At 55.8% G+C, this 18,967-nt stretch carries 14 protein-coding genes; 8 read left to right on the forward strand and 6 right to left on the reverse strand.

The window, feature by feature from the left end:
* Positions 1–227 precede the first annotated feature (227 nt).
* On the reverse strand, positions 228–377 hold the full coding sequence (locus VFU50_07485; GenBank protein HEU5232682.1) for a hypothetical protein: 150 nt from the start codon (positions 375–377) through the stop codon (positions 228–230).
* Between the two features lie 402 nt (positions 378–779).
* On the opposite strand from VFU50_07485, the gene VFU50_07490 reads away from it, so the two are divergent.
* The 6 genes from VFU50_07490 to VFU50_07515 all read left to right on the forward strand — a co-directional run bounded on the left by VFU50_07490 (position 780) and on the right by VFU50_07515 (position 7,570).
* On the forward strand, positions 780–1,166 hold the full coding sequence (locus VFU50_07490; GenBank protein ID HEU5232683.1) for a hypothetical protein: 387 nt from the start codon (positions 780–782) through the stop codon (positions 1,164–1,166).
* Between the two features lie 309 nt (positions 1,167–1,475).
* Positions 1,476–2,561, forward strand: coding sequence for a glycosyltransferase family 4 protein (locus tag VFU50_07495; protein ID HEU5232684.1), 1,086 nt, complete (start codon positions 1,476–1,478; stop codon positions 2,559–2,561).
* Complete coding sequence (locus VFU50_07500; protein HEU5232685.1) at positions 2,558–4,771, forward strand: glycogen debranching N-terminal domain-containing protein; 2,214 nt, start codon at positions 2,558–2,560, stop codon at positions 4,769–4,771. Before VFU50_07495 ends, VFU50_07500 begins: the two co-directional genes overlap by 4 nt.
* 256 nt (positions 4,772–5,027) lie before the next feature.
* A complete protein-coding gene (locus VFU50_07505) occupies positions 5,028–5,573 on the forward strand; it encodes a LemA family protein (protein ID HEU5232686.1) in 546 nt (181 codons plus the stop codon).
* A 1-nt stretch (position 5,574) separates the two neighbouring features.
* Positions 5,575–7,356: a DUF2207 domain-containing protein gene (locus VFU50_07510; GenBank protein ID HEU5232687.1), complete on the forward strand. Its 1,782-nt coding sequence runs from the start codon at positions 5,575–5,577 to the stop codon at positions 7,354–7,356.
* Positions 7,340–7,570: a hypothetical protein gene (locus VFU50_07515; GenBank protein HEU5232688.1), complete on the forward strand. Its 231-nt coding sequence runs from the start codon at positions 7,340–7,342 to the stop codon at positions 7,568–7,570. Before VFU50_07510 ends, VFU50_07515 begins: the two co-directional genes overlap by 17 nt.
* Before the next feature lie 93 nt (positions 7,571–7,663).
* On the opposite strand, the gene VFU50_07520 is transcribed toward VFU50_07515, so the two are convergent.
* The 4 genes from VFU50_07520 to VFU50_07535 form a co-directional block, all read right to left on the reverse strand.
* Positions 7,664–8,719: a radical SAM protein gene (locus VFU50_07520; GenBank protein HEU5232689.1), complete on the reverse strand. Its 1,056-nt coding sequence runs from the start codon at positions 8,717–8,719 to the stop codon at positions 7,664–7,666.
* A gap of 317 nt (positions 8,720–9,036) precedes the next feature.
* Positions 9,037–10,704, reverse strand: a complete 1,668-nt coding sequence (ggt, locus tag VFU50_07525; protein ID HEU5232690.1) for a gamma-glutamyltransferase — start codon at positions 10,702–10,704, stop codon at positions 9,037–9,039.
* A gap of 28 nt (positions 10,705–10,732) precedes the next feature.
* Positions 10,733–12,697, reverse strand: a complete 1,965-nt coding sequence (locus VFU50_07530; GenBank protein ID HEU5232691.1) for a glycoside hydrolase family 97 protein — start codon at positions 12,695–12,697, stop codon at positions 10,733–10,735.
* Between the two features lie 4 nt (positions 12,698–12,701).
* Positions 12,702–14,168 carry a carboxypeptidase regulatory-like domain-containing protein gene (locus VFU50_07535; GenBank protein HEU5232692.1) on the reverse strand — a complete coding sequence of 489 codons (1,467 nt, stop codon included), beginning with the start codon at positions 14,166–14,168 and terminating at the stop codon, positions 12,702–12,704.
* A 361-nt stretch (positions 14,169–14,529) separates the two neighbouring features.
* Between VFU50_07535 and VFU50_07540 the strand changes: the two genes are divergently transcribed.
* Together VFU50_07540 and alaC are read left to right on the forward strand one after the other, a co-directional pair.
* A complete protein-coding gene (locus tag VFU50_07540; protein ID HEU5232693.1) occupies positions 14,530–16,380 on the forward strand; it encodes a glycoside hydrolase family 35 protein in 1,851 nt (616 codons plus the stop codon).
* Positions 16,381–16,597: 217 nt separating this feature from the next.
* Positions 16,598–17,797 carry an alanine transaminase gene (gene alaC, locus VFU50_07545; protein ID HEU5232694.1) on the forward strand — a complete coding sequence of 400 codons (1,200 nt, stop codon included), beginning with the start codon at positions 16,598–16,600 and terminating at the stop codon, positions 17,795–17,797.
* Here the strand turns inward: alaC and VFU50_07550 are convergent, their stop codons facing one another.
* Entirely contained in the window at positions 17,798–18,841 is a 1,044-nt protein-coding gene (locus tag VFU50_07550) for a fructose-specific PTS transporter subunit EIIC (GenBank protein ID HEU5232695.1), read from the reverse strand.
* Positions 18,842–18,967: the final 126 nt, after the last annotated feature.

The following is an 18,967-nucleotide window of genomic DNA, read 5'->3' on the forward strand; positions in this document are numbered from 1 at the left end:
AGACGTCTTAGTATAGCTCTGGTTAGGGAGTTTAAGGACGAAAGTTCTGGAAGTAACCGGTTAGCAAGTTGTGGATTGGGTTTGGGAGATGGTATCGAAGAAGAATCCGAGTCAGAGGCGTCTTTTTCTCTCTGACTCGGAACAGGTGGGTATGGCATCAGTTCAGGCAGCGGCTTCGGGCAAGAACTCTTCGATGGTCTTGTATCCGCCGTTGTTCTGACCGGCTTTCACCGAGCAGGGAGATGGAGTTCCATTCCGGCTTCGATCTCGCCCCCCCCCGGGATGTCGTAACCGCTGGCTTCCAGACGCTCCGCCAATTCTCCCGTGCGGCCGAACACGCGCACCGTCTCGCCGTTCACGTCCACCTTCAAGAGCAATGACTCGCCCGACGAGCCTTCATACGATCATCTTGGAAATGACCTCAACCTTCTATTTTTTTGTCGAGACTAGGTACGGCTAGACCATTTTCAGGCTTGCTGCGTTCGAAAGCCAAAACGCAAGATGTTTCGACTCCCGTCTCTGCACCCCAAGAACGAAAACCGCGTTCTTGGGGACCCGCATCTCCCGCGCCCGCCCCACCGAGCGCAACTGCAGCGCTCGGCGGGTCCCCGGAAACGCGCGGGACCCTCCTCCGCTCAACATGACAGATTCTGATTGTTGTACACAGTAACTCTGAAACAGCCATAGTCAGAGTTTTCCACAACGAGCGACGGATCAAGTATTGACTCTGATAGCCAAGACGTGGTCGGATTTCGTTAGCGAACAAAAGGAGAATCAGTGTGTCTGGCGAAACTCATAGCAATGAGCTGAAGCAGCTTGCGGTGCTGAACGCGCCACGGTGTCAATTCACCAGGGATGATGGCGGTGGCTGTGGCTCTCCAGCCCTGAAAGGTCGGCCTTTTTGCTACTTCCATGGCCGGACGCCTGACGGACGCAAGCGCAAGAGCTCTGAAACAGCCAAGCCGACGTCTTATCAGGTGCCGCTTCTAAGCGACGAAGACGCGATCCGTGTGGCGGCCATGAATGTCTGCCGCGATCTCGCCGACAAAACGTTGGACAGCAAACGTGCTGGCACGCTGCTTTACGGCCTGCAGATCGCTTCAACCGCGCTGCGGCGAAGTCGCTCTGCAGAGGCAAACAGAAGTGGGAATCGCAATATGTATTGATCGCAGAGAAGCGATCACAAGATATTGTCGCTCAAAATGGCAATGATCCCCGGCGCTTGAAGGCTAAGTGCATTAGATGGAACGCGTTTGTTCAACGAACGGCAGGGAGGGGAGGGGGGAGGGGAGGTGGATTGGGTGATGCGGACATTAACTGACTGGGCCGCTTCTCTCAGTTGCTGAACCAATGATCTGCCCGCTCCTGGTGCGCCAACGTGGGCCAGAGGCACCGGCATCTTACTAGTTTGCATTGCTCGATCCCGGCAAGAGACCTCCACAACTCTCGCGTTTACCAACACTTAAAGGAGAAGAATGAGAATTGCCCTGATCGCCCCGCCTTTCATTCCGGTTCCCCCTCGTCGATACGGCGGAACAGAGCTGTTCATCGGACATTTGGCCGAGGGCCTGAAGCAGAATGGAATTGATGTAGTCGTGTACGCCAATGGAGACTCCACTGTCGATGTGGAAGTGAGATCGCTGTATCCCGAATCAGAGTGGCCGCTCAAAGGCGAAATTTTCGGGAGCTTGAAAGACGTAAATCACACAACCTGGGCAATGGCAGACGCAGCTCGCGATTGCGACATCATTCATCTGAACAACGCTCCTGGACTCGCGAGCACGCGGTTCGTCGATCAGCCGGTCGTCTACACAGTGCATCATCCGCACGAGCAGGCGTTGAGCGACTTCTACTCCTATTTCCCTCAAGTGCACTACGTGGCAATCAGCGAGTTTCAGTGCTCGCTTGAGGCCATGCCGCACTGCAGATCAATTCACCACGGGATCCATCTCTCCGACTACCGGCTGCAGCCCAAAAAGCAGCCATATTTGAGCTTCATCGGAAGGCTCGCGCCGGTTAAGGGTCCGCATCTCGCGATTGAGGTAGCAAAGAAGACTGGCATTCCGCTGAAGCTTGCGGGGGAGATTCAGCCCATGTACGAGAGCTACTTCGAGTCGGAGATTAAGCCGCAGATCGACGGCCGCTTCATCGAATACATCGGCGAGGCCGATCTCGCGGCGAAGAATGAGCTGCTGGGAAACTCTCTGGCAATGCTCTTCCCCATTCAGTGGAACGAGCCCTTCGGCCTGGTGATGATCGAGGCCATGGCTTGCGGGACGCCGGTCATCGCTCTAAAACGTGGATCCGTTCCCGAAGTGGTACGTGACGGAGTATCAGGTTTTGTGTGCGAATCTGTTGAGCAGATGGTGGACTGCGTTCGCGATTTATCGATTCCACCGCTCCTCATTCACGAATATGCGCGCGATAATTTCTCTGTTGAGGTGATGACGAGAAAGTACCTGGAACTTTACGAATCGATCTGTACGGTAGAAGCGCCCATTGAGCTTACTTCCGCGGACGCTCTCTCGATCCTCACTGAACCGGGAGCCGCCGCCGCATGAGCACGCTAGTGCAGATACCTCCTGATGAACTCCAGGAGGTCGGATGTCCGTATCCCGAGCCACAGCTCGGGTTTCTTGTTCACGAACCGAGAAAGGTCAACAACCTTACTCTCATCGATGGCAAGACTTTTCTCTCAACCACGGTTTCGGGAGACATCACTCCGCCGGGCGCACCCGATGTTGGCTTCTTTCACGATGACACACGTTTTTTGAGCAAGATGGAGTTGAAGGTCGGCGGGAATCGCACGGTGGTGCTGTCCTCCAGTGAGGAGAAGACCTTCGCGTCGAAGATCGAGCTGACAACTGGATCGCTTTCGCAGATCAACTCATTCGATCTGCCCGAGAACACGATCCACATTCGCCGGCAGCAACTGCTGGCGTCGCAGTTGCTGTATGACTCGATCACGTTCTCAAACTTCAACCAATCGGATGCCGAGCTTCTGGTCGAGATCGCCTTCGAGTCTGATTTTGTCGATGTGTTCCAAGTGCGCGGATGCGCTCGCCACAAATGCGGACAGTACTATAAGCCGATCATTCGCGATAACAGTTTGGTCTTTTTCTATCGTGGGCTCGATGAGGTGGCTCGCGAGACCGTGGTTCGCTTCCAAACGCCTCCCGATGAAATCGAGAAGAACATCGCGCGCTGGAAACTCAAAGTTCCGGCCTCACAATTTCGCGAACTCCTGAACACCGTGAGCTGTCGCGTTGGAGACGAGAGCGCACGTCCGACCGGCAAAACCGTAGTCCAGGGATTTCGCGACCGCCGCGAGGCGTTTCACCGTTGGGAGCAGGAGTCGACCAGCTTCGAAAGCAGCAATGACATCTTCGATCAGGCGCTGCGTACTTGCATCGCCGATTTTCACGCGCTGCAAATCCCAAATGGGGACCAGCACATCGTTGCTGCCGGAATTCCCTGGTTCGCGACCATGTTCGGCCGCGATTCTCTGATTGCAGCATATCAAGCTCTGCTGCTCAATCCTCGTTTGGCTGCTGAGACTTTACGAGTACTGGCCCGCTATCAAGGCAAACAGTTCAACGACTGGCTTGACGAAGAGCCGGGGAAGATGCCCCACGAGTACCGCACCGGTGAGATGACGCGTGCCGGCGAAATGCCTTTTGGACCGTATTACGGCTCCGTCGATGCCACGCCTCTATTTCTCATCCTGCTAAGCGAGACTTTCAACTGGACTGGCGACGAGAAGCTCGTGATGGATCTGCTCCCGGCTGCCCGCGCCGCGCTGGATTGGATCGAGAACTACGGCGATCTCGATGGCGATGGTTTTGTCGAATACAAGCGGCGATCGCCGAAAGGTCTGACCAATCAAGGTTGGAAGGATTCCTGGGATGCCAACATGCATCGCGACGGCAGTGTCGCGGCTCCTCCGATTGCGCTCGTCGAGGTGCAAGGCTATTGCTATGAAGCGCAGTATCGGATGTCGCAACTGCTGCGCGTCTTTGGCGACACGGAACGCGCCGACCGCCTGCGAAAATCTTCGGCAGAGCTTGCAAAAAAAATCGAGAAAAGTTTCTGGGTGAGTAGCGAGAACTTCTACGCCATGGGGCTCGACGCGCACAAGCGTCCTCTGGAAGTGATTTCGTCGAATGCCGGACACCTGCTGTTCACGCGTGCAATCTCGCGGGATCGCGCACGCCTCGTCGTCCAGCGATTTATGCGTGACGATATGGAATCTGGCTGGGGATGGCGAACACTGGCTGCTTCGGAGCGAGTGTTCAACCCGCTAAGCTATCATCGTGGTTCCGTATGGCCGCACGACAACTCACTCGTTGCGCACGGAATGGCGCTGTATGGATTTCGCGCCGAAGTGAAGAAAATTTTTACCTCGCTCTATCAGGCTGCTCTTAACTTCCGCGACTATCGTTTGCCCGAACTCTTTTGTGGTGTTCAGCGCAACGAGTACGACGAACCCGTACATTATCCGGTTTCCTGTTCGCCGCAAGCGTGGGCTTCGGGCGCGTTTTTCCTGCTGCTCACTTCATTGCTCGGAATACGACCCTCAGCCGCTCGCAAGGAACTGAACATCGTGAACCCAACCTTGCCTGACTGGCTCGAGTTTCTGCATCTTCGCAACCTGCGCATCGGAAACAGCCGCGTTTCGCTCGATTTCACGCGACAAGGCGAACGGTCATTCTGCAACGTTGTAGATGTTTCAGGCGAGAAGCTGCTGATTAATGTCGCGTTCCGAAAGTGAACGGATCCGCCGAATTCCTATGGCTCACACGCTGGACTTTATGGACCGAGTGGACATCATGGACAGTCCACGTTGTCCACATCGTCCACTTCGTCCACAAAGAGTGGTTCGCACTCGCAGCTTTCGGAAGTAATCATTGCGGCACAGGCTTCATTGCGCTGCACTCGCCCGTGTGATAACTTCCGGCCAACTGCATTCGCATGGAACTTCAGGACCGCGATTCACGTTAATCGTGGTGTAAGCCGGAGGCAAACGCATGATCATCGCGATCATTGTGATCGCCGTTATCGTTTTCTTGCTCATTGTTCTGTACAACGGGCTGGCCGGACTGCGTGTCCGCGCCGATTCTGCCTGGAGCGATATCGATGTGCAGCTCAAGCGCCGTCATGATCTGATTCCCAATCTGGTCGAGACCGTCAAAGGCTACGCCGCGCACGAAAAAGGTACGTTTGAGAACATCGCCCGCTACCGATCGGCAGCAATGTCAGCCACAACGGTCGATGAGAAGGCACAGGCAGAAGGACAGCTCACGCAGGCCCTTCGCGGTCTGCTCGCAGTAGCGGAAAATTACCCGCAGCTTCGGGCTTCGGAACAGTTCACGTCGCTGCAAAACCAGCTGGCGCAAACCGAAGACGCGATCCAGAATTCGCGCCGCTACTACAACGCCGTGGTGCGCGACCTCAACACCAAGATCGTAACGTTCCCTAGCAACATCATTGCCGGAATGTTCAACTTCACGCCACGTCAATTCTTCCAAACCGAGACCGCCGAGGACCGGGCTACGCCGGTGGTCAAGTTCTAGCGTGAGCGCGGATGAAACAGGTTCCCGCTTTCATCAATCAGATAAGCGCGTACTGAGAATTGCGCGCTTCCTGACCGTCCTCTTGCTGTTCTGCGGCCTCCCTGCGCATGGACAGCAGCGCAGCTGGCGTATTTCTGACTTCAGTGCCGATATCGACGTTCACAAGAACGGCTCGGCCGATATTAACGAACGCCTCACCCTTGCTTTCGCTGGAAGCTTCCACGGGATTCACAGGTACATTCCCGTCGATTACGTCGGACCGGAAGGCTCGAACTACTCGCTGTTTCTCAAGGTCCAAAAGGTCATCGACGAGGAAGGCAATCCACTCAAGTACAGCAGCAAAAATCAGGGTGGATATCGCGTCCTGACCATCTACATTCCCGGCGCAACCGATACCAGCAAGCGCATTCACATCATCTATTCGGTTCGCAATGCCGTGAAGTTCTTCGACGACCACGACGAGTTCTATTGGAACATCACGGGCAATGGATGGCCGGTTCCCATCGACGCGGCGTCGGCATATGTTCGCTTTCCGGAAGATGCGAACGGCAAATTGCGCGCGCAGGCATTCCAGGGCGTTTACCACTCGAACGATAAGGCTGTCACCGACATTCAGGGCGCGAACGTGGTCGCCGAAACATCAGATCCGCTAACCGCCAGAGGCGGACTCACCGTCGACGTTTTCATTCCCAAGGGAGTGCTCCAGTCGCCCAGCGAGTTCACGCGGGCTCTGTGGTTTCTGTTGAGTAATCCCATCATTTTTCTTCCCATTGTTGCGTTCATCGTAATGTTCGCGCTGTGGTGGACCAAGGGCCGCGATCCGAGCTCCGGGCTTTCCGTTGCGCCGATGTACCAGCCACCGAAAGACATGAGTCCCGCCGAAGTGGGAACTCTAGTCGATGACAGTACCGATCCGCGCGACATCACGTCGACTCTTGTCGATCTGGCTGTGCGCGGCTACATCAAGATTCGCGAACAGGAAATCGCGCAGATGATCGTCTTTCACAAGAAGGACTACATCTTTGTGCAGCTCAAAGGGCCGGACCAGTGGAACGACCTCGCTCCATTCGAGCGCGTGATGATGGAGAACTTATTTCCCGCCGGGCAAACGGAAACACACATCGCCGATCTGCGCAATCGTTTCTACGTTGCCATTCAGCCTATTAAGACCGATGTAATGTCGTCCTTAAAAGAAAAAGGCATGTACACGCTCGATCCTGAGAGTGCGCACGCTTACTGGATTCTCGGTGCTGTGATCACCGCCGCTCCATTTGTGCTCGCGGGATATTTCCTCCATGTTGACTTCACGCAATCCGGGCTATGGATGTTCGGCGCGATTGCTCTTGCGGTGATCATCATCGTCCTCTTTGCCAGCATCATGACGGCGCGGAGCATGAAAGGCGTGCGCACCCGCGTGGAGATTCTAGGCTTCCAGGAGTTTATGAACCGGGTCGATGCCGACCGGCTGAAGCGAATGCCGCCTGACACATTCGAGAAGTTCCTGCCCTATGCAATGGCGCTTGGTGTAGAGCACCGCTGGGCAAAAGCATTTCAGGGGATCGTGCAGAATCCGCCAACTTGGTATGAGGGCACGTACGGGCCGAGCTTCAACACCTGGCTGTTCATGCACAATTTGAACGCTATGGCGTTAGACACGACCTCAGCATTCGTATCGACCCCACGCGCAAGCTACAGCAACTCTGGCTTCAGCGGCAGTGGCGGTTTCAGCGGTGGCGGATTCTCAGGAGGAGGTTTCGGCGGAGGTGGTGGCGACGCGTTCTAGCAGCGAAAAGGGACCGGACTATGAGGAGTTCCTGATTCCTTATCGCGGTGAAGGTGATCATCCTGAGACCTCATTTTTGCCGAAGGACCTTATGGTTGGCGTTGCTCCTGCGGTTGTGTTGGTTTTGGGAAGACAACACCAACGGCAACCGCAAACGCAGGGTCCTTCGCCGGCGTCGCTTCGCTCCTTGGCTCAGGATGACAAAGGTTGGTAAATAACAGGTTTGTCATGCTGAGGCGAATGCCGAAGCACCCTGTGTTTGGTGTTGCTGTTGATTTTTGCGAAGCTTAGCAGCGTAGAAGCTGCCTTACTCCATCCTGACCAGTTCGCGAACATCGACATCGATCTGTTCCCGATTCGGCATTGCCGAAATCGTCTGCGGCGCGCGCCAATGATCGATGTAGGAGATCTGATGCACGCAGGAGACGGTGCAATGCGGAGCGCAGCTTTTTTCGGTCAGGAACTCTCGGCGGATATCCTCGACGGTGTACTCGGCGAGCGGCTTGGCCGGGAAGCCGCGCTGTTGCGAGCAGTAGTGAACGAGTCCGTTCTCGCAAATATAGATGTAACGGGAGCCGGCGCGACAACGCCAAGTGTTCGGCTTCCCATCAGCGATCGCATCCTGAAAGTGATTGAAGCGCGAATAGTTCTTCTTCTCGAACGACTTCATCAGTCGATAGACTTCGCGCTCTTCTGGCTGCAGCGGCTTCAGTTGTCCGCTACCGTCATGGATGATGCCAATTGTCGAAGTGAAACCAAGTTCCAGAGCGCGCGTTCCGACTTTCACTGCGTCATGCGGATTGTGGATACCGCCACCGACGACTGAGTTGATATTGACGTGGAAGAGCGCATGCTCCGAGAGCAACTGCAGCTTCTTGTCGAGAACCTTCAGGCTCTTCTTCGAAATATCGTCCGGCATCACGTTATCGATCGAGATCTGCAGATGATCGAGTCCCGCTTTGTTGAGCCGGTGGATGCGCTCTGCCGTGAGCAGATATCCGTTCGTGATCATGCCCGCGATGATGCCGTGCTTGCGAATGCGCGCGATGATCAGGTCCAAATCGGGATGAAGCAGCGGTTCGCCGCCGCTGATGGTGACAATCGTTGTACCCAGATCGCCCAGACGGTCGATGCGCTCGTACATCGTCTCGACGGGAACAGGCTTCGAGAAGTCGTCGTACTCGTTGCAGTACGCGCAGGAGAGATTGCATCGCCGCATGGGAACGATATGCGCCATGACGGGATGATCAGTCGAGGCGAGCGCCTTGCCAATCATCCAAAGCTCGCGCGCGCGCCGCTTAGCGGCCGCAGCATCGCGCTGAAGTCCAGACACCGGCTGCGGGGGAGTAGGTCTCTCTTGCATTCTATTGGTTCAAGTTCTATTTAAACATAGAGTTACAGAGAGTCCCGTCGAGCGGTAATTTTTTAGAGGTGAACGGTAAGGAACCTGCAGCGATTTGAGGTGGACGCCTTAGACCGCCACCGGGTTCAGCAGCCAGCAACTCACGCGAGAGCCAGCCCGCCTTGCTTTTCTCACGAACCACAACCGAGGTTTGAACACCAATGACACAGCCGTCCCAGAAGATTCTTAGCCGTAGTGCCCAATCCGCACTCGAACGCGCCAGAGACGCGAATTTCTTTGTCTCCTTGGTGCTCTTCGTCTTTAATTCCCGAAACGGGCTATCGGGAGAAATCCGGAATCTCCATTTCCGCGGAACCGTCCGCCCGCGGATCCGAGGCGCCGAAATTCATCTTCTTGCTTGAATCATGAAGGATGGCCTGTCCGCGGCCCATGGCTGCTGAGTAGTCCTTGCGCACTTGCAGGTCGTGTCCCATTGCGCGCAGTTGATCGATGACCTCGGGCTTCACGCGGCTTTCGATCAGGATGTGGCAGAAATCGCGGCCCACGGTGAAGCGTGGGGCTGAGAGCGCGCCCTGGATGTTCATTCCGTAGTCGACCAGGTTGGAAACGAACTGCGCGTGCGCTAGTGGTTGGTTGTAGCCGCCCATGATGCCGAAGCCGATGTGCTGATCTCCTTTCTCCATGAACGCTGGAATGATGGTGTGGAAAGGACGCTTGTGCCCGGCTAGGATGTCAGGATGTCCGCGCTCAAGTACAAAAAGCGCGCCGCGGTTCTGTAATGGGAATCCCATGCCTTTCACCACAACGCCGGAGCCGAATTCGGAATAATTGCTGTTGATCCAGGAAACGATGTTGCCGTCGCGATCGACGGTCGTGAGATAAGTCGTGTCGCTGCCCGGAGGCATTCCCGGTCCGTAATCGCAGCGAGCTTTATTCGGATCGATGAGCTTCGCGCGCTGCACCGCGTACTCCTTCGAAATCAGTCCCTGAGTGGGAACTTTCGCAAGGCGAGGATCTGCCACGTACCGCTTCAGGTCGGCGTAGGCCAGTTGCATGGCCTCGATCTTCTTGTGCAGCTCGGTCGCGCCCTGTGGACCGTCTGCTGCAGGCTGAAACTGCTCCATGATGTTCAGCATGGAGAGCGCGGCCATGCCTTGCCCGTTGGGCGGCAATTCGTAAACGCGCCAGCCGCGATAATCGGTCGAGATCGGATCCACCCATTCCGGAGTGAATTGGGAAAGATCGTCGAGCGTCATCGTGCCGCCAAGTTCGTTCGACGTGGCCACGATGGCCTTGCCGATGTCGCCCCGATAGACCGCGTCCGGTCCTTGATCGGCTAGAAGACGCAGCGCCTTGGCATAATCAGGATTGCGGAAGATTTCGCCGAGCGCCGGCGCGTGGCCGTCGGGTAGGAAGACGCGCTTTCCCTCGTCCGTAAGATACGGGTTCTCCCAATAGTCGTGAATGATCTCGGGAACGGCGTACCCGTGTTCGGCGTAGTAAATCGCCGGCTCGAACAACTCTTTCCACGGCAGCCTGCCGAAACGCCGGTGCATCGCCGCCCATCCTGCGGCGGCACCCGGAACGGTAACACTGTCGATTCCGTGTCTCGGCATGCTAGTGATGCCTTTGGCGCGCAGATGCTCGGGCGTCAGCGCCTGCGGTGCCCATCCGCTGGAGTTGATACCCGTGAGCTTGCCGGTCTTCGCGTCCCAATAGATGGCGAACATATCGCCCCCGATGCCGTTCATCATCGGCTCGGTGACCGAGAGCACGGCGTTGGCCGCGATGGCGGCATCGACTGCCGATCCGCCTTTGGCCAGAATGTGCGCTCCCGCCTGCGAAGCCAACGTGAAGCTGGTAGCAACAATGCCGTTGGGTGTGATCGCCATCGAGCGCCCATAGCTTCGATCCTGGGCAGCGAGAGTAAGGGACGAAAGCAATGTCATGAGGATGAGACTAACTGCGATTTTCTTCTTTTCCATTTGGGTGTGCAGCGATTAAGAGTTTTGTTCAACGCGCCTGAATGTGTGCGGCCCAGCCGCCTCCTGGAGCTAAATGGATTTTCAACTTGTCATTCTTTGTGACACGGCTCGTGGTCTTCTTATAGTCGCTGCCTGCGCGATCTGCGTTGACTCCGTCCTGGTAAGCGTCCATCGTGAAGCTTCCGTCGCCTAAGAAGGATAGATCCACGCCGAGATCCCGTCCCGTCCAGTCTGACATTGCGCCCACCCACCAGTCTTTCCCATTTCGGCGCGCTACGAGAATGTAGTCGGCGATGCGAGCGTCGAGAACTTTGGTGTCATCCCATTCGGTCGGAACCTGGCTGAGGAACTCCATGCTTTCGGGCTCGCGCAGATAGTTCGTTGGACTGTCAGCGAGCATCTGCAGCGGCGCTTCATAGACGACGTACATCGCTAGCTGATGACAGCGCGTGCCCAACGCCATCGGCTGGCCTGCGATTGGGGCAAAGTTCGTTTTCGAGGCGTTGCGCATCGCGCCGGGCGTGTAGTCGAGCGGTCCGAGGAACATTCGCGTGAACGGAAGCGTCATGTTGTGCTCGGGCTCTGCTTCGGCGCTCCACTTGCTCCATTCCAGTCCGCGGACGCCTTCTGCGTTGATGAGATTCGGCCAGGTGCGCGTCATCGACGCCGGCTTCTGGTCACCGTGAAAATCAACCAGCATCTTCCGCTTTGCACACTCACGGCTGACTCGCTCGTAGAAGTTCATCACGATCTGATCGCTGCGCTGCATGAAATCCACCTTTATGCCCTTAATTCCCCATTTGGCATACTGATCGAGAGCGGGAATCAGCTGATCGTCGAGCGTCTTCCAGACCACCCACAGAATGATGCCGACATTCTTCTGACGCGCATAAGCCGCCAGCTCCTCCATATTGATTTCAGGAACAACCTCAAGCACGTTGCCCAGCTTGTACCAGCCTTCGTCGAGGATGATGTACGGCAATCCGTACTTCGCGGCGAAGTCGATGTAGTACTTGTATGTGTCGGTGTTGATTCCCGCTTTGAAATCGACGCCATACACGTTGTTCGCGTTCCACCAGTCCCACGAGACTTTGCCAGGCTTGATCCAGGACGTGTCTTGAACCTGCGATGGGCTTTCAAGCAGCCAGACGATGGGATTGGTAATCAGATCGCCATCTTTCTCGGCGATACCGACTACGCGCCACGGAAACGTGCGCCTGCCTGAAGTGGACGCGATGTAATCGGCGGCTTCGACGACGCGAAAATCACGATCGCGTTCGAGCTTCTCCTTCAGCGGATACGGCGGAAACGTCGCTGCGAGGCCGTTGGCCCCCGTGCCTTTTAGCCAGAGTCCGGGATAATCGTGGGCATCGGATTCGGCAATCGCCACCTTTGTACCTTCGCCGGCATCGACCACCGCGGGCAGACTTGCTATATAGGCAGGAATAATCTCACTCAGGTGCTGAGGCGTGTATTTGCGCTCATTGTGCGAGAAAAAGCTGTCTTCCTGCGGATAGTAAACAATCGAGTCCTGAGGAAAGTTCCAGTTGGATTCTTCCGCATAAACTTTCACCTGCTGCTGCGGTAGCGAAGTTTCAAAACGGTACGCCACGCCTTCGTTGTACGCGCGAAAGGTGACGGCATAGCCGCCGTCCATCGTCAGGCGCAGTTCGTTGTACGCATCGCGAAGCTGCGCGAATTTCTGCCGAATCGTTGGACGGATGATCTGATCGTTGCTGCGCTGCTTGGCATCGAGGACCCTGGGTGCAATGCCGAGCTTCTTGTGCTCGACATCCAGTGACAGCGTGCAGTTTGCCAGCAGCGCACGGCCGTTCAATAGAAGGTCATAGTGAACGCGGTCGGCGGTGCGAATTCTTAATTCAACGCGATTGTCCGGCGAGCGGAGGTCGTAGCTGGATTGAGCATTGATATTCGCCGTAAAGATTGTGAAGACCGCGAACACAAACATCATCCTGCCCAAGAAACTGCTCATTCAGTCACCTCGCTTGATTAATGAACTGGGTTTTCGTGAACTGACTCCGGCTGTCTTTAAGCACTACCAAAAATTGCCGGAGACTGCTTCGCTTACGCTCGATGTTGGCGTTTTCGGCCGACTGCGCTTGCTGGTATTTCCTTATTTCTGCGTCTGCTTTCGCGGCTTCACCCTGACGTCGGTAGGCCAGGCCCAATCGGTAATGACATTCGGCCAAGTTAGGCGACGTTGCAATGCAGGACTCAAAATCGTTGACTGCCTGCTCCGCCTCGCCATTTTGTTCGTGAAGCATTCCGAGCTGTAGAAAGGCGTCACCGAAATGGGAATCCAAGCTGACTGCTTTCTCCAAGAGTCGCTCCACATTGGCGACTTGTGGAGATGAAGGCGAAGTGCGTTGCTGTTTCCACAACGTCATAGCATAGTAGTAATTGGCCAATGCGTTTTCGGGCTGGAGAGTCAGGAATCGTTTCAAATCCTGAGCAATGCACGGAGATGTGGAGGTCGCCGTCTTTTCCATTTCGGCCATGAGCGCGTAAAACTCAACACGATCCGGTTCAAGATCAGAAGCGCGACAAGCACTCGCCATTGCCTGCTCAACTGATCCATTGGCATACAGTGCGGCGGCAAATCCCGCATGCAGCCTCGCCGACTTCGGATGCCCCGCGACTCCTTTCTCAAAAACCTGAACTGCGGCGGCAGAAGCGCGATGGAGCAGGAGCTCCGTTCCCCAACTGAAGTAATTACCTTCGCTCGGATCCATGCGGACAGCTTGTTCATACTCATGTTCCGCCGCAACGGGGTCGTTCAGGCGCTCGTCGATGTCTCCCAGCCTGCGATGTAAATCGGCCTGATCGCCTCCGGCAAGGGACTTCTGAATCTGTTCGCGTTCGTCGCGGAGTGCCGCTTCGCTCTCGCGATTCCCTGATGTCGGCTCCCCGGCGTTCGCTGCGTTTGCGTTGAGAGCGAGCGTTTGCCTGGTTAGAGCTTCGCTCGTGCGCAGTCCCGTTTCGGAACCATGTCCGCCGGCGCCGCTCCAGTCGGTCACGCCGGCTATGGAGAAATTCGGCTTGTCGTCGAATTCCATCTTTGCCGACTCCAACTGGATCGGAGTGAGCACCAGATCAATATGGTTCCTGCTCTTCTGCGCCGATATCGACTGCGGCTCGCCTTTTCGAAATCCTGACTTCTCCGCAGAGAGAGTAAACGTGCCCGGCTGTGAGATCGTGAACGCGAAAGAGCCATGAGCGTCAGCACGGATTTCTGCAACTTTCGTCTCAGCTACTTGCCGCAGCGTGACGAGGGCTTCGGCAACCGGATCACCGGCTGCAGTTCTCACGGTGCCCTCGATCGTGATCTTTGCCGCCTGCGATGAATCCGCAATGCAGAGCACTGCGGACAGGAACACGACGACGGTGATTAGGCCGACATAGGTCGATCGCTTGCCATTCGTGGCGTTATGAACGAGTCTCATTCATCGTCCGGTGTGCTCTGATATCAGTTCGCAATAATGTAGCAGGCATTCCAAGCGCCGCGTAAATCTCGTCGAGCTGTGCTGTTGTTTGGCAACGCTCTCAATCCTCTTCTCATCCTGAAGCGCATCTTTTGCGCGAAGGATCTCCCGGAATATTTCAAACTGGATTGCACTTGGATTGCACTTTCCAGGCTCTGGGCCCATGCGCGTGGCGTTTCTTGGTCAAGAGCCAATTCACGGCATTTCTGCCTTAAGCATCGCGGGAGATCCTTCGCGCAAAAGATGCGCTCCATATCCCCACAAACACTGGCATGTATATTCTTGGTCGAACCAACTAAATTGACGTGGAGCTGCTTCGAGAATGTCTATCCCGTTGCGACGTTTGATACGAATTCAGATCCTGCTGCTCATAATCGTAAGCGCAAGCGTGCTTCATGCCGCGCAATCGCAACAACCGGCGCGCACCTTCAGCTGGAGCGGACAGCATTTTCTGCTGGACGGCAAACCCTTCCAGATCATCTCCGGCGAGATGCACTACGCGCGCGTGCCGCGTCCGTACTGGCGGCAGCGCATGCGCCTGATGAAGGCGATGGGCTTGAACACGTTGACGACTTACGTCTTCTGGAACCTGCATGAGTCGAAACCGGGTGAGTTCGACTTCGGCGGCAATCTCGATGTTGCGGAATACATCCGCACTGCGCAGGAGGAAGGGCTGTGGGTGATTCTTCGGCCGGGCCCGTACATCTGCTCGGAGTGGGATTTCGGTGGCTTTCCTGCATGGCTGCTGGCGGCGCCGGCCATGAAAGTCCGCAGCACCGATCCGCGTTTTCTTGCTGCGGCCGAGCGGTACATGAAGCGCGTTGGGCAGGAACTCGCGTCGCTACAGATCACGCATGGTGGCCCGATCATCATGACGCAGGTTGAGAACGAGTACGGTTCGTTCGGCGACGACAAGAACTACATGAACGCTGTTCGCAAGATGATCGTCGATTCGGGATTCGATGTGACCCTCTACACCGCCGATGGCGCCAGCCGTCTTGCGCAAGGTACGCTGCCCGATGTTCTTTCGGCAATCAATTTCGGAGCAACAGATCCTCCCGAAAAGGAATTCGCGCGCTTCGATCAATTTCGCCAGAACGTTCCGAAAATGTGCGGCGAATATTGGGTGGGATGGTTCGATGCCTGGGGTCAGAATCACCATACCGTTCCCGCAGATGTTCCGGCCAAAGGGCTGGACTGGATGCTGGGTCAGGGAATCTCGGTAAGCCTATACATGTTCCATGGCGGAACCAGCTTTGGGTACATGAGCGGCGCGAATAAGTACGCCGTCTATACGCCAGATATCACCAGCTACGATTACGATTCGCCCGTAGATGAAGCTGGACGGACAACGCCAAAATTCTTCGCGCTGCGCGAGGTGATCAAGAAACATCTGCCGCCCGGCACCGTGCTGCCTGATCCGCCTCCGGCGCCGGCGATGATCGAGATCCCGCGATTCGAGCTGAAGGAATCCGCCAGTCTGTTCAGTTCGCTGCCCGCGCCAGTAGCGTCTGAGCAGGTGAAAAGTATGGAGATGCTCGGACAGAGTTACGGGCTCATCCTGTATCGAACCAAGGTGACGGATTCGGGAAAGGCTCTGCTGAAGATCACTGAGCCTCGCGATTACGCCGTTGTGTATCAAAACAGGAAACAACTCGGGGTAATCGACCGGGGGCTGAATCAGACTTCTGCAGAAGTCGAGTTGGAGGCGACCCAGCCTCTGGACATTTTGGTTGAAAACATGGGCCGAGTGAACTTCGGTCCCAATCTGGTCAGCGAGCGCAAAGGGATTACCGAGAGCGTCTCATTAAATGACCAGACTCTGACTGGCTGGGAGATCGTTCCTCTTCCGCTTACCGACTTCGCCAAGCTGAAATTCTCTTCGACTCCCAAACCAGGACCGTTGTTCTACCGCGGCAACTTCAATCTGCAGACGGTCGGAGACACTTATCTCGATGTGCGCGGCTGGAACAAGGGACTGGTTTGGGTGAATGGGCACAACGTGGGGCGTTATTGGAAAATCGGTCCGCAGCAGAGCCTCTTTGTGCCTGCCGAGTGGATGCGTAAAGGTAAGAACGAGGTCGTCGTTTTTGATTATGAGAGCGGCGGCGAGCATTCGCTTGCCGGGATCCGGCAGCTTGTTTTTGAAACGCATGAGGTGCGCAGTAAATAAAGCAAACAGCTAGCACGACAGTGGACTGAGTGGATCGGTTGGACCGACGCGCGCCGTCGCGCGGGTTTTTGCGCATTTCGCGATTTGGTGATTTCGTGATTGCGTGATTTTCAATCGCCAAATCACGAAATCGCGAAATCACGAAATGGTTAAGTCTCGGCGAGTAGTCCGGGAGTGCTTTACATAGTTCTGTGCCGACTCCGGTACTCTAGAAAACATGAGCGAATTCAGCAGAATCAGCCGGTTGCCTCCTTATGTCTTTAACGTCATCGGAGAGCTCAAAGCGGCTGCGCGGTGGCGCGGAGAAGACATCATCGATTTCGGGATGGGCAATCCCGACGGCGCCACTCCTGGCCACATCGTCAAGAAGCTGGTGGAGGCGGCGCAGCGCCCCAGCACTCATCGCTACTCCGTCTCAAAGGGAATTCCGCGATTGCGGCGCGCAATTTGTGAGTGGTATCGCAAGCGTTTCAATGTGGAACTCAATCCAGATACCGAGGCGATCGTCACCATAGGATCGAAAGAAGGCATCGCGCATCTTTGCCTTGCTGTACTGGATCGAGGCGATGCCGTGCTCGTGCCTAACCCGAGCTATCCCATCCACATCTATGGCCCTGTCATCTCAGGAGCAGACATTCGTTCGATTCCGATGCGGGAAGGCGTCGATTTCACCGCGGAATTGGAGCAGGCGATTCGGCTGATGTATCCTCGCCCGAAATTCTTAATTCTGAACTTCCCTTCGAATCCTACTGCCCAATGCGTAGACCTGGATTTCTTCGCCCGCATTATCGCCATCTGCCGCGAAAATGAAATTTACGTCGTCCATGATCTTGCTTATGCCGACATCGTTTTCGACGGCTACCATGCTCCTTCTATCCTGCAAGTTCCCGGAGCCAAGGACATAGCCGTGGAGTTTTTTACACTCTCGAAGAGCTACAACATGCCGGGATGGCGCGTCGGCTTCATGGTTGGCAACGCGAAACTGGTTGGAGCCTTGACGAGACTGAAGAGCTATTTCGATTACGGGACATTCACGCCCATTCAAGTCGCAGCCATCGCAGCACTCGAAGGTCCGCAAGGCTGTGTGCGCGAGATCTGCGAAACGTATCGGAAGCGACGTAATTGTCTCGTTGGTGGCCTGCAGAAGATCGGGTGGGAGATTGAATCTCCCCGCGCAACCATGTTCGCGTGGGCTGCCATTCCGGAAGGCTACCGTTCGATGGGATCGCTCGAATTTTCGAAAAAGCTGTTAACCAACGCGAGAGTCGCGGTAAGTCCCGGGATTGGATTCGGGGATTACGGGGACGGACACGTCCGCTTCGCACTGATCGAGAATGAAGAGCGAACGCGTCAGGCCCTACGTGGAATCAAGCAGATGTTCAAGAAAGATCAGGTCGCGGCAGTCGCTGCCAAGTAACTAGGCTGCCGCTTGCGCTGCCTGGTCCCGCTTGCGCGAGAGGCTTTTCACGACATTGATCGAGACGGCAGTCACGATCGTGCCTACGACAATCGCAAAAACATACGCAAGTCGCTGGTCCACGACAGGCAGGACGATTGGTCCACCGTGGGGAGCATGATCGCCAACATGACCCATCATGGCGAGAACGGCCGCCGCCATCGAGCCAAGCACGATGCAAGGAATCACGCGAACAGGATCAGAAGCTGCAAATGGGATCGCGCCTTCGGTGATGCCGATTAAACCCATGGCCACACCCGCGATTCCGGCCTCCTGTTCTTCCTGACTCCAAAGCTTCTTGCGTACCATGGTCGCCAGCCCCATTCCCAAAGGCGGCGTGCAGATCGCAGCTGCGCACGCTCCCATGATTCGATAATCGCCCTGCTGGATCATCGCCGCACCGAAGAAGAATGCGGTTTTGTTGACGGGTCCGCCCATATCGAAAGCAATCATCGCTCCCAAAAGCATTGCCAGCACCACGCTATTGCCCGTGCTCATGCTTGCCAGAGCGGCGCTGGCTGACGTCATCAGGTGTGCTATGGGCACTCCCAGCACCTTCATCATGACAACACCAATAAAGCCCGCGGACAAAATGGGAATGATCAGAATCGGCATTACTGGGCGGATGTACTTTGGGACCGGCATCTTCTTGATGAGTTGCACCACGTAACCGGCTAGCAGGCCGGCGAGAATCGCTCCCAAAAAACCCGCGTTGACTTGGCCAGAGAGATATCCACCCACGAATCCTGGAACCAGCCCAGGTTTTCCCGAAACGGAATAAGCGATGTATCCCGCGAGCACCGGCAGCATCAAAGCGAAAGCGGTCGTGCCGATGTCGAGCATTACTTTTAGCCGGGGCGCCTGCGAGAAATCAGGGCCGTGGGGAGTCATCGGCGCGAAAGCAATGGACGCAGCGATAAGGATGCCTCCGCAGGCAATGAATGGAATTGCGAACGAGACGCCGGTTAAAAGATGCTGACGAAGCTGCTTGAGGAACTGAATCATGAAGTGGGGCCCTGGCTTGATATTGGCTTTCGGAGTCTTGCTGGTAAAAATACGACAATCCGGCGCGTTCGTCACTAATTGATTACTCCATTCCGACTAAAGAAAAGGGTGGACAACGTTTATGGG

Source organism: Terriglobales bacterium, from assembly GCA_035764005.1.
Classification (GTDB): Bacteria; Acidobacteriota; Terriglobia; order Terriglobales; family Acidobacteriaceae; genus Gp1-AA112.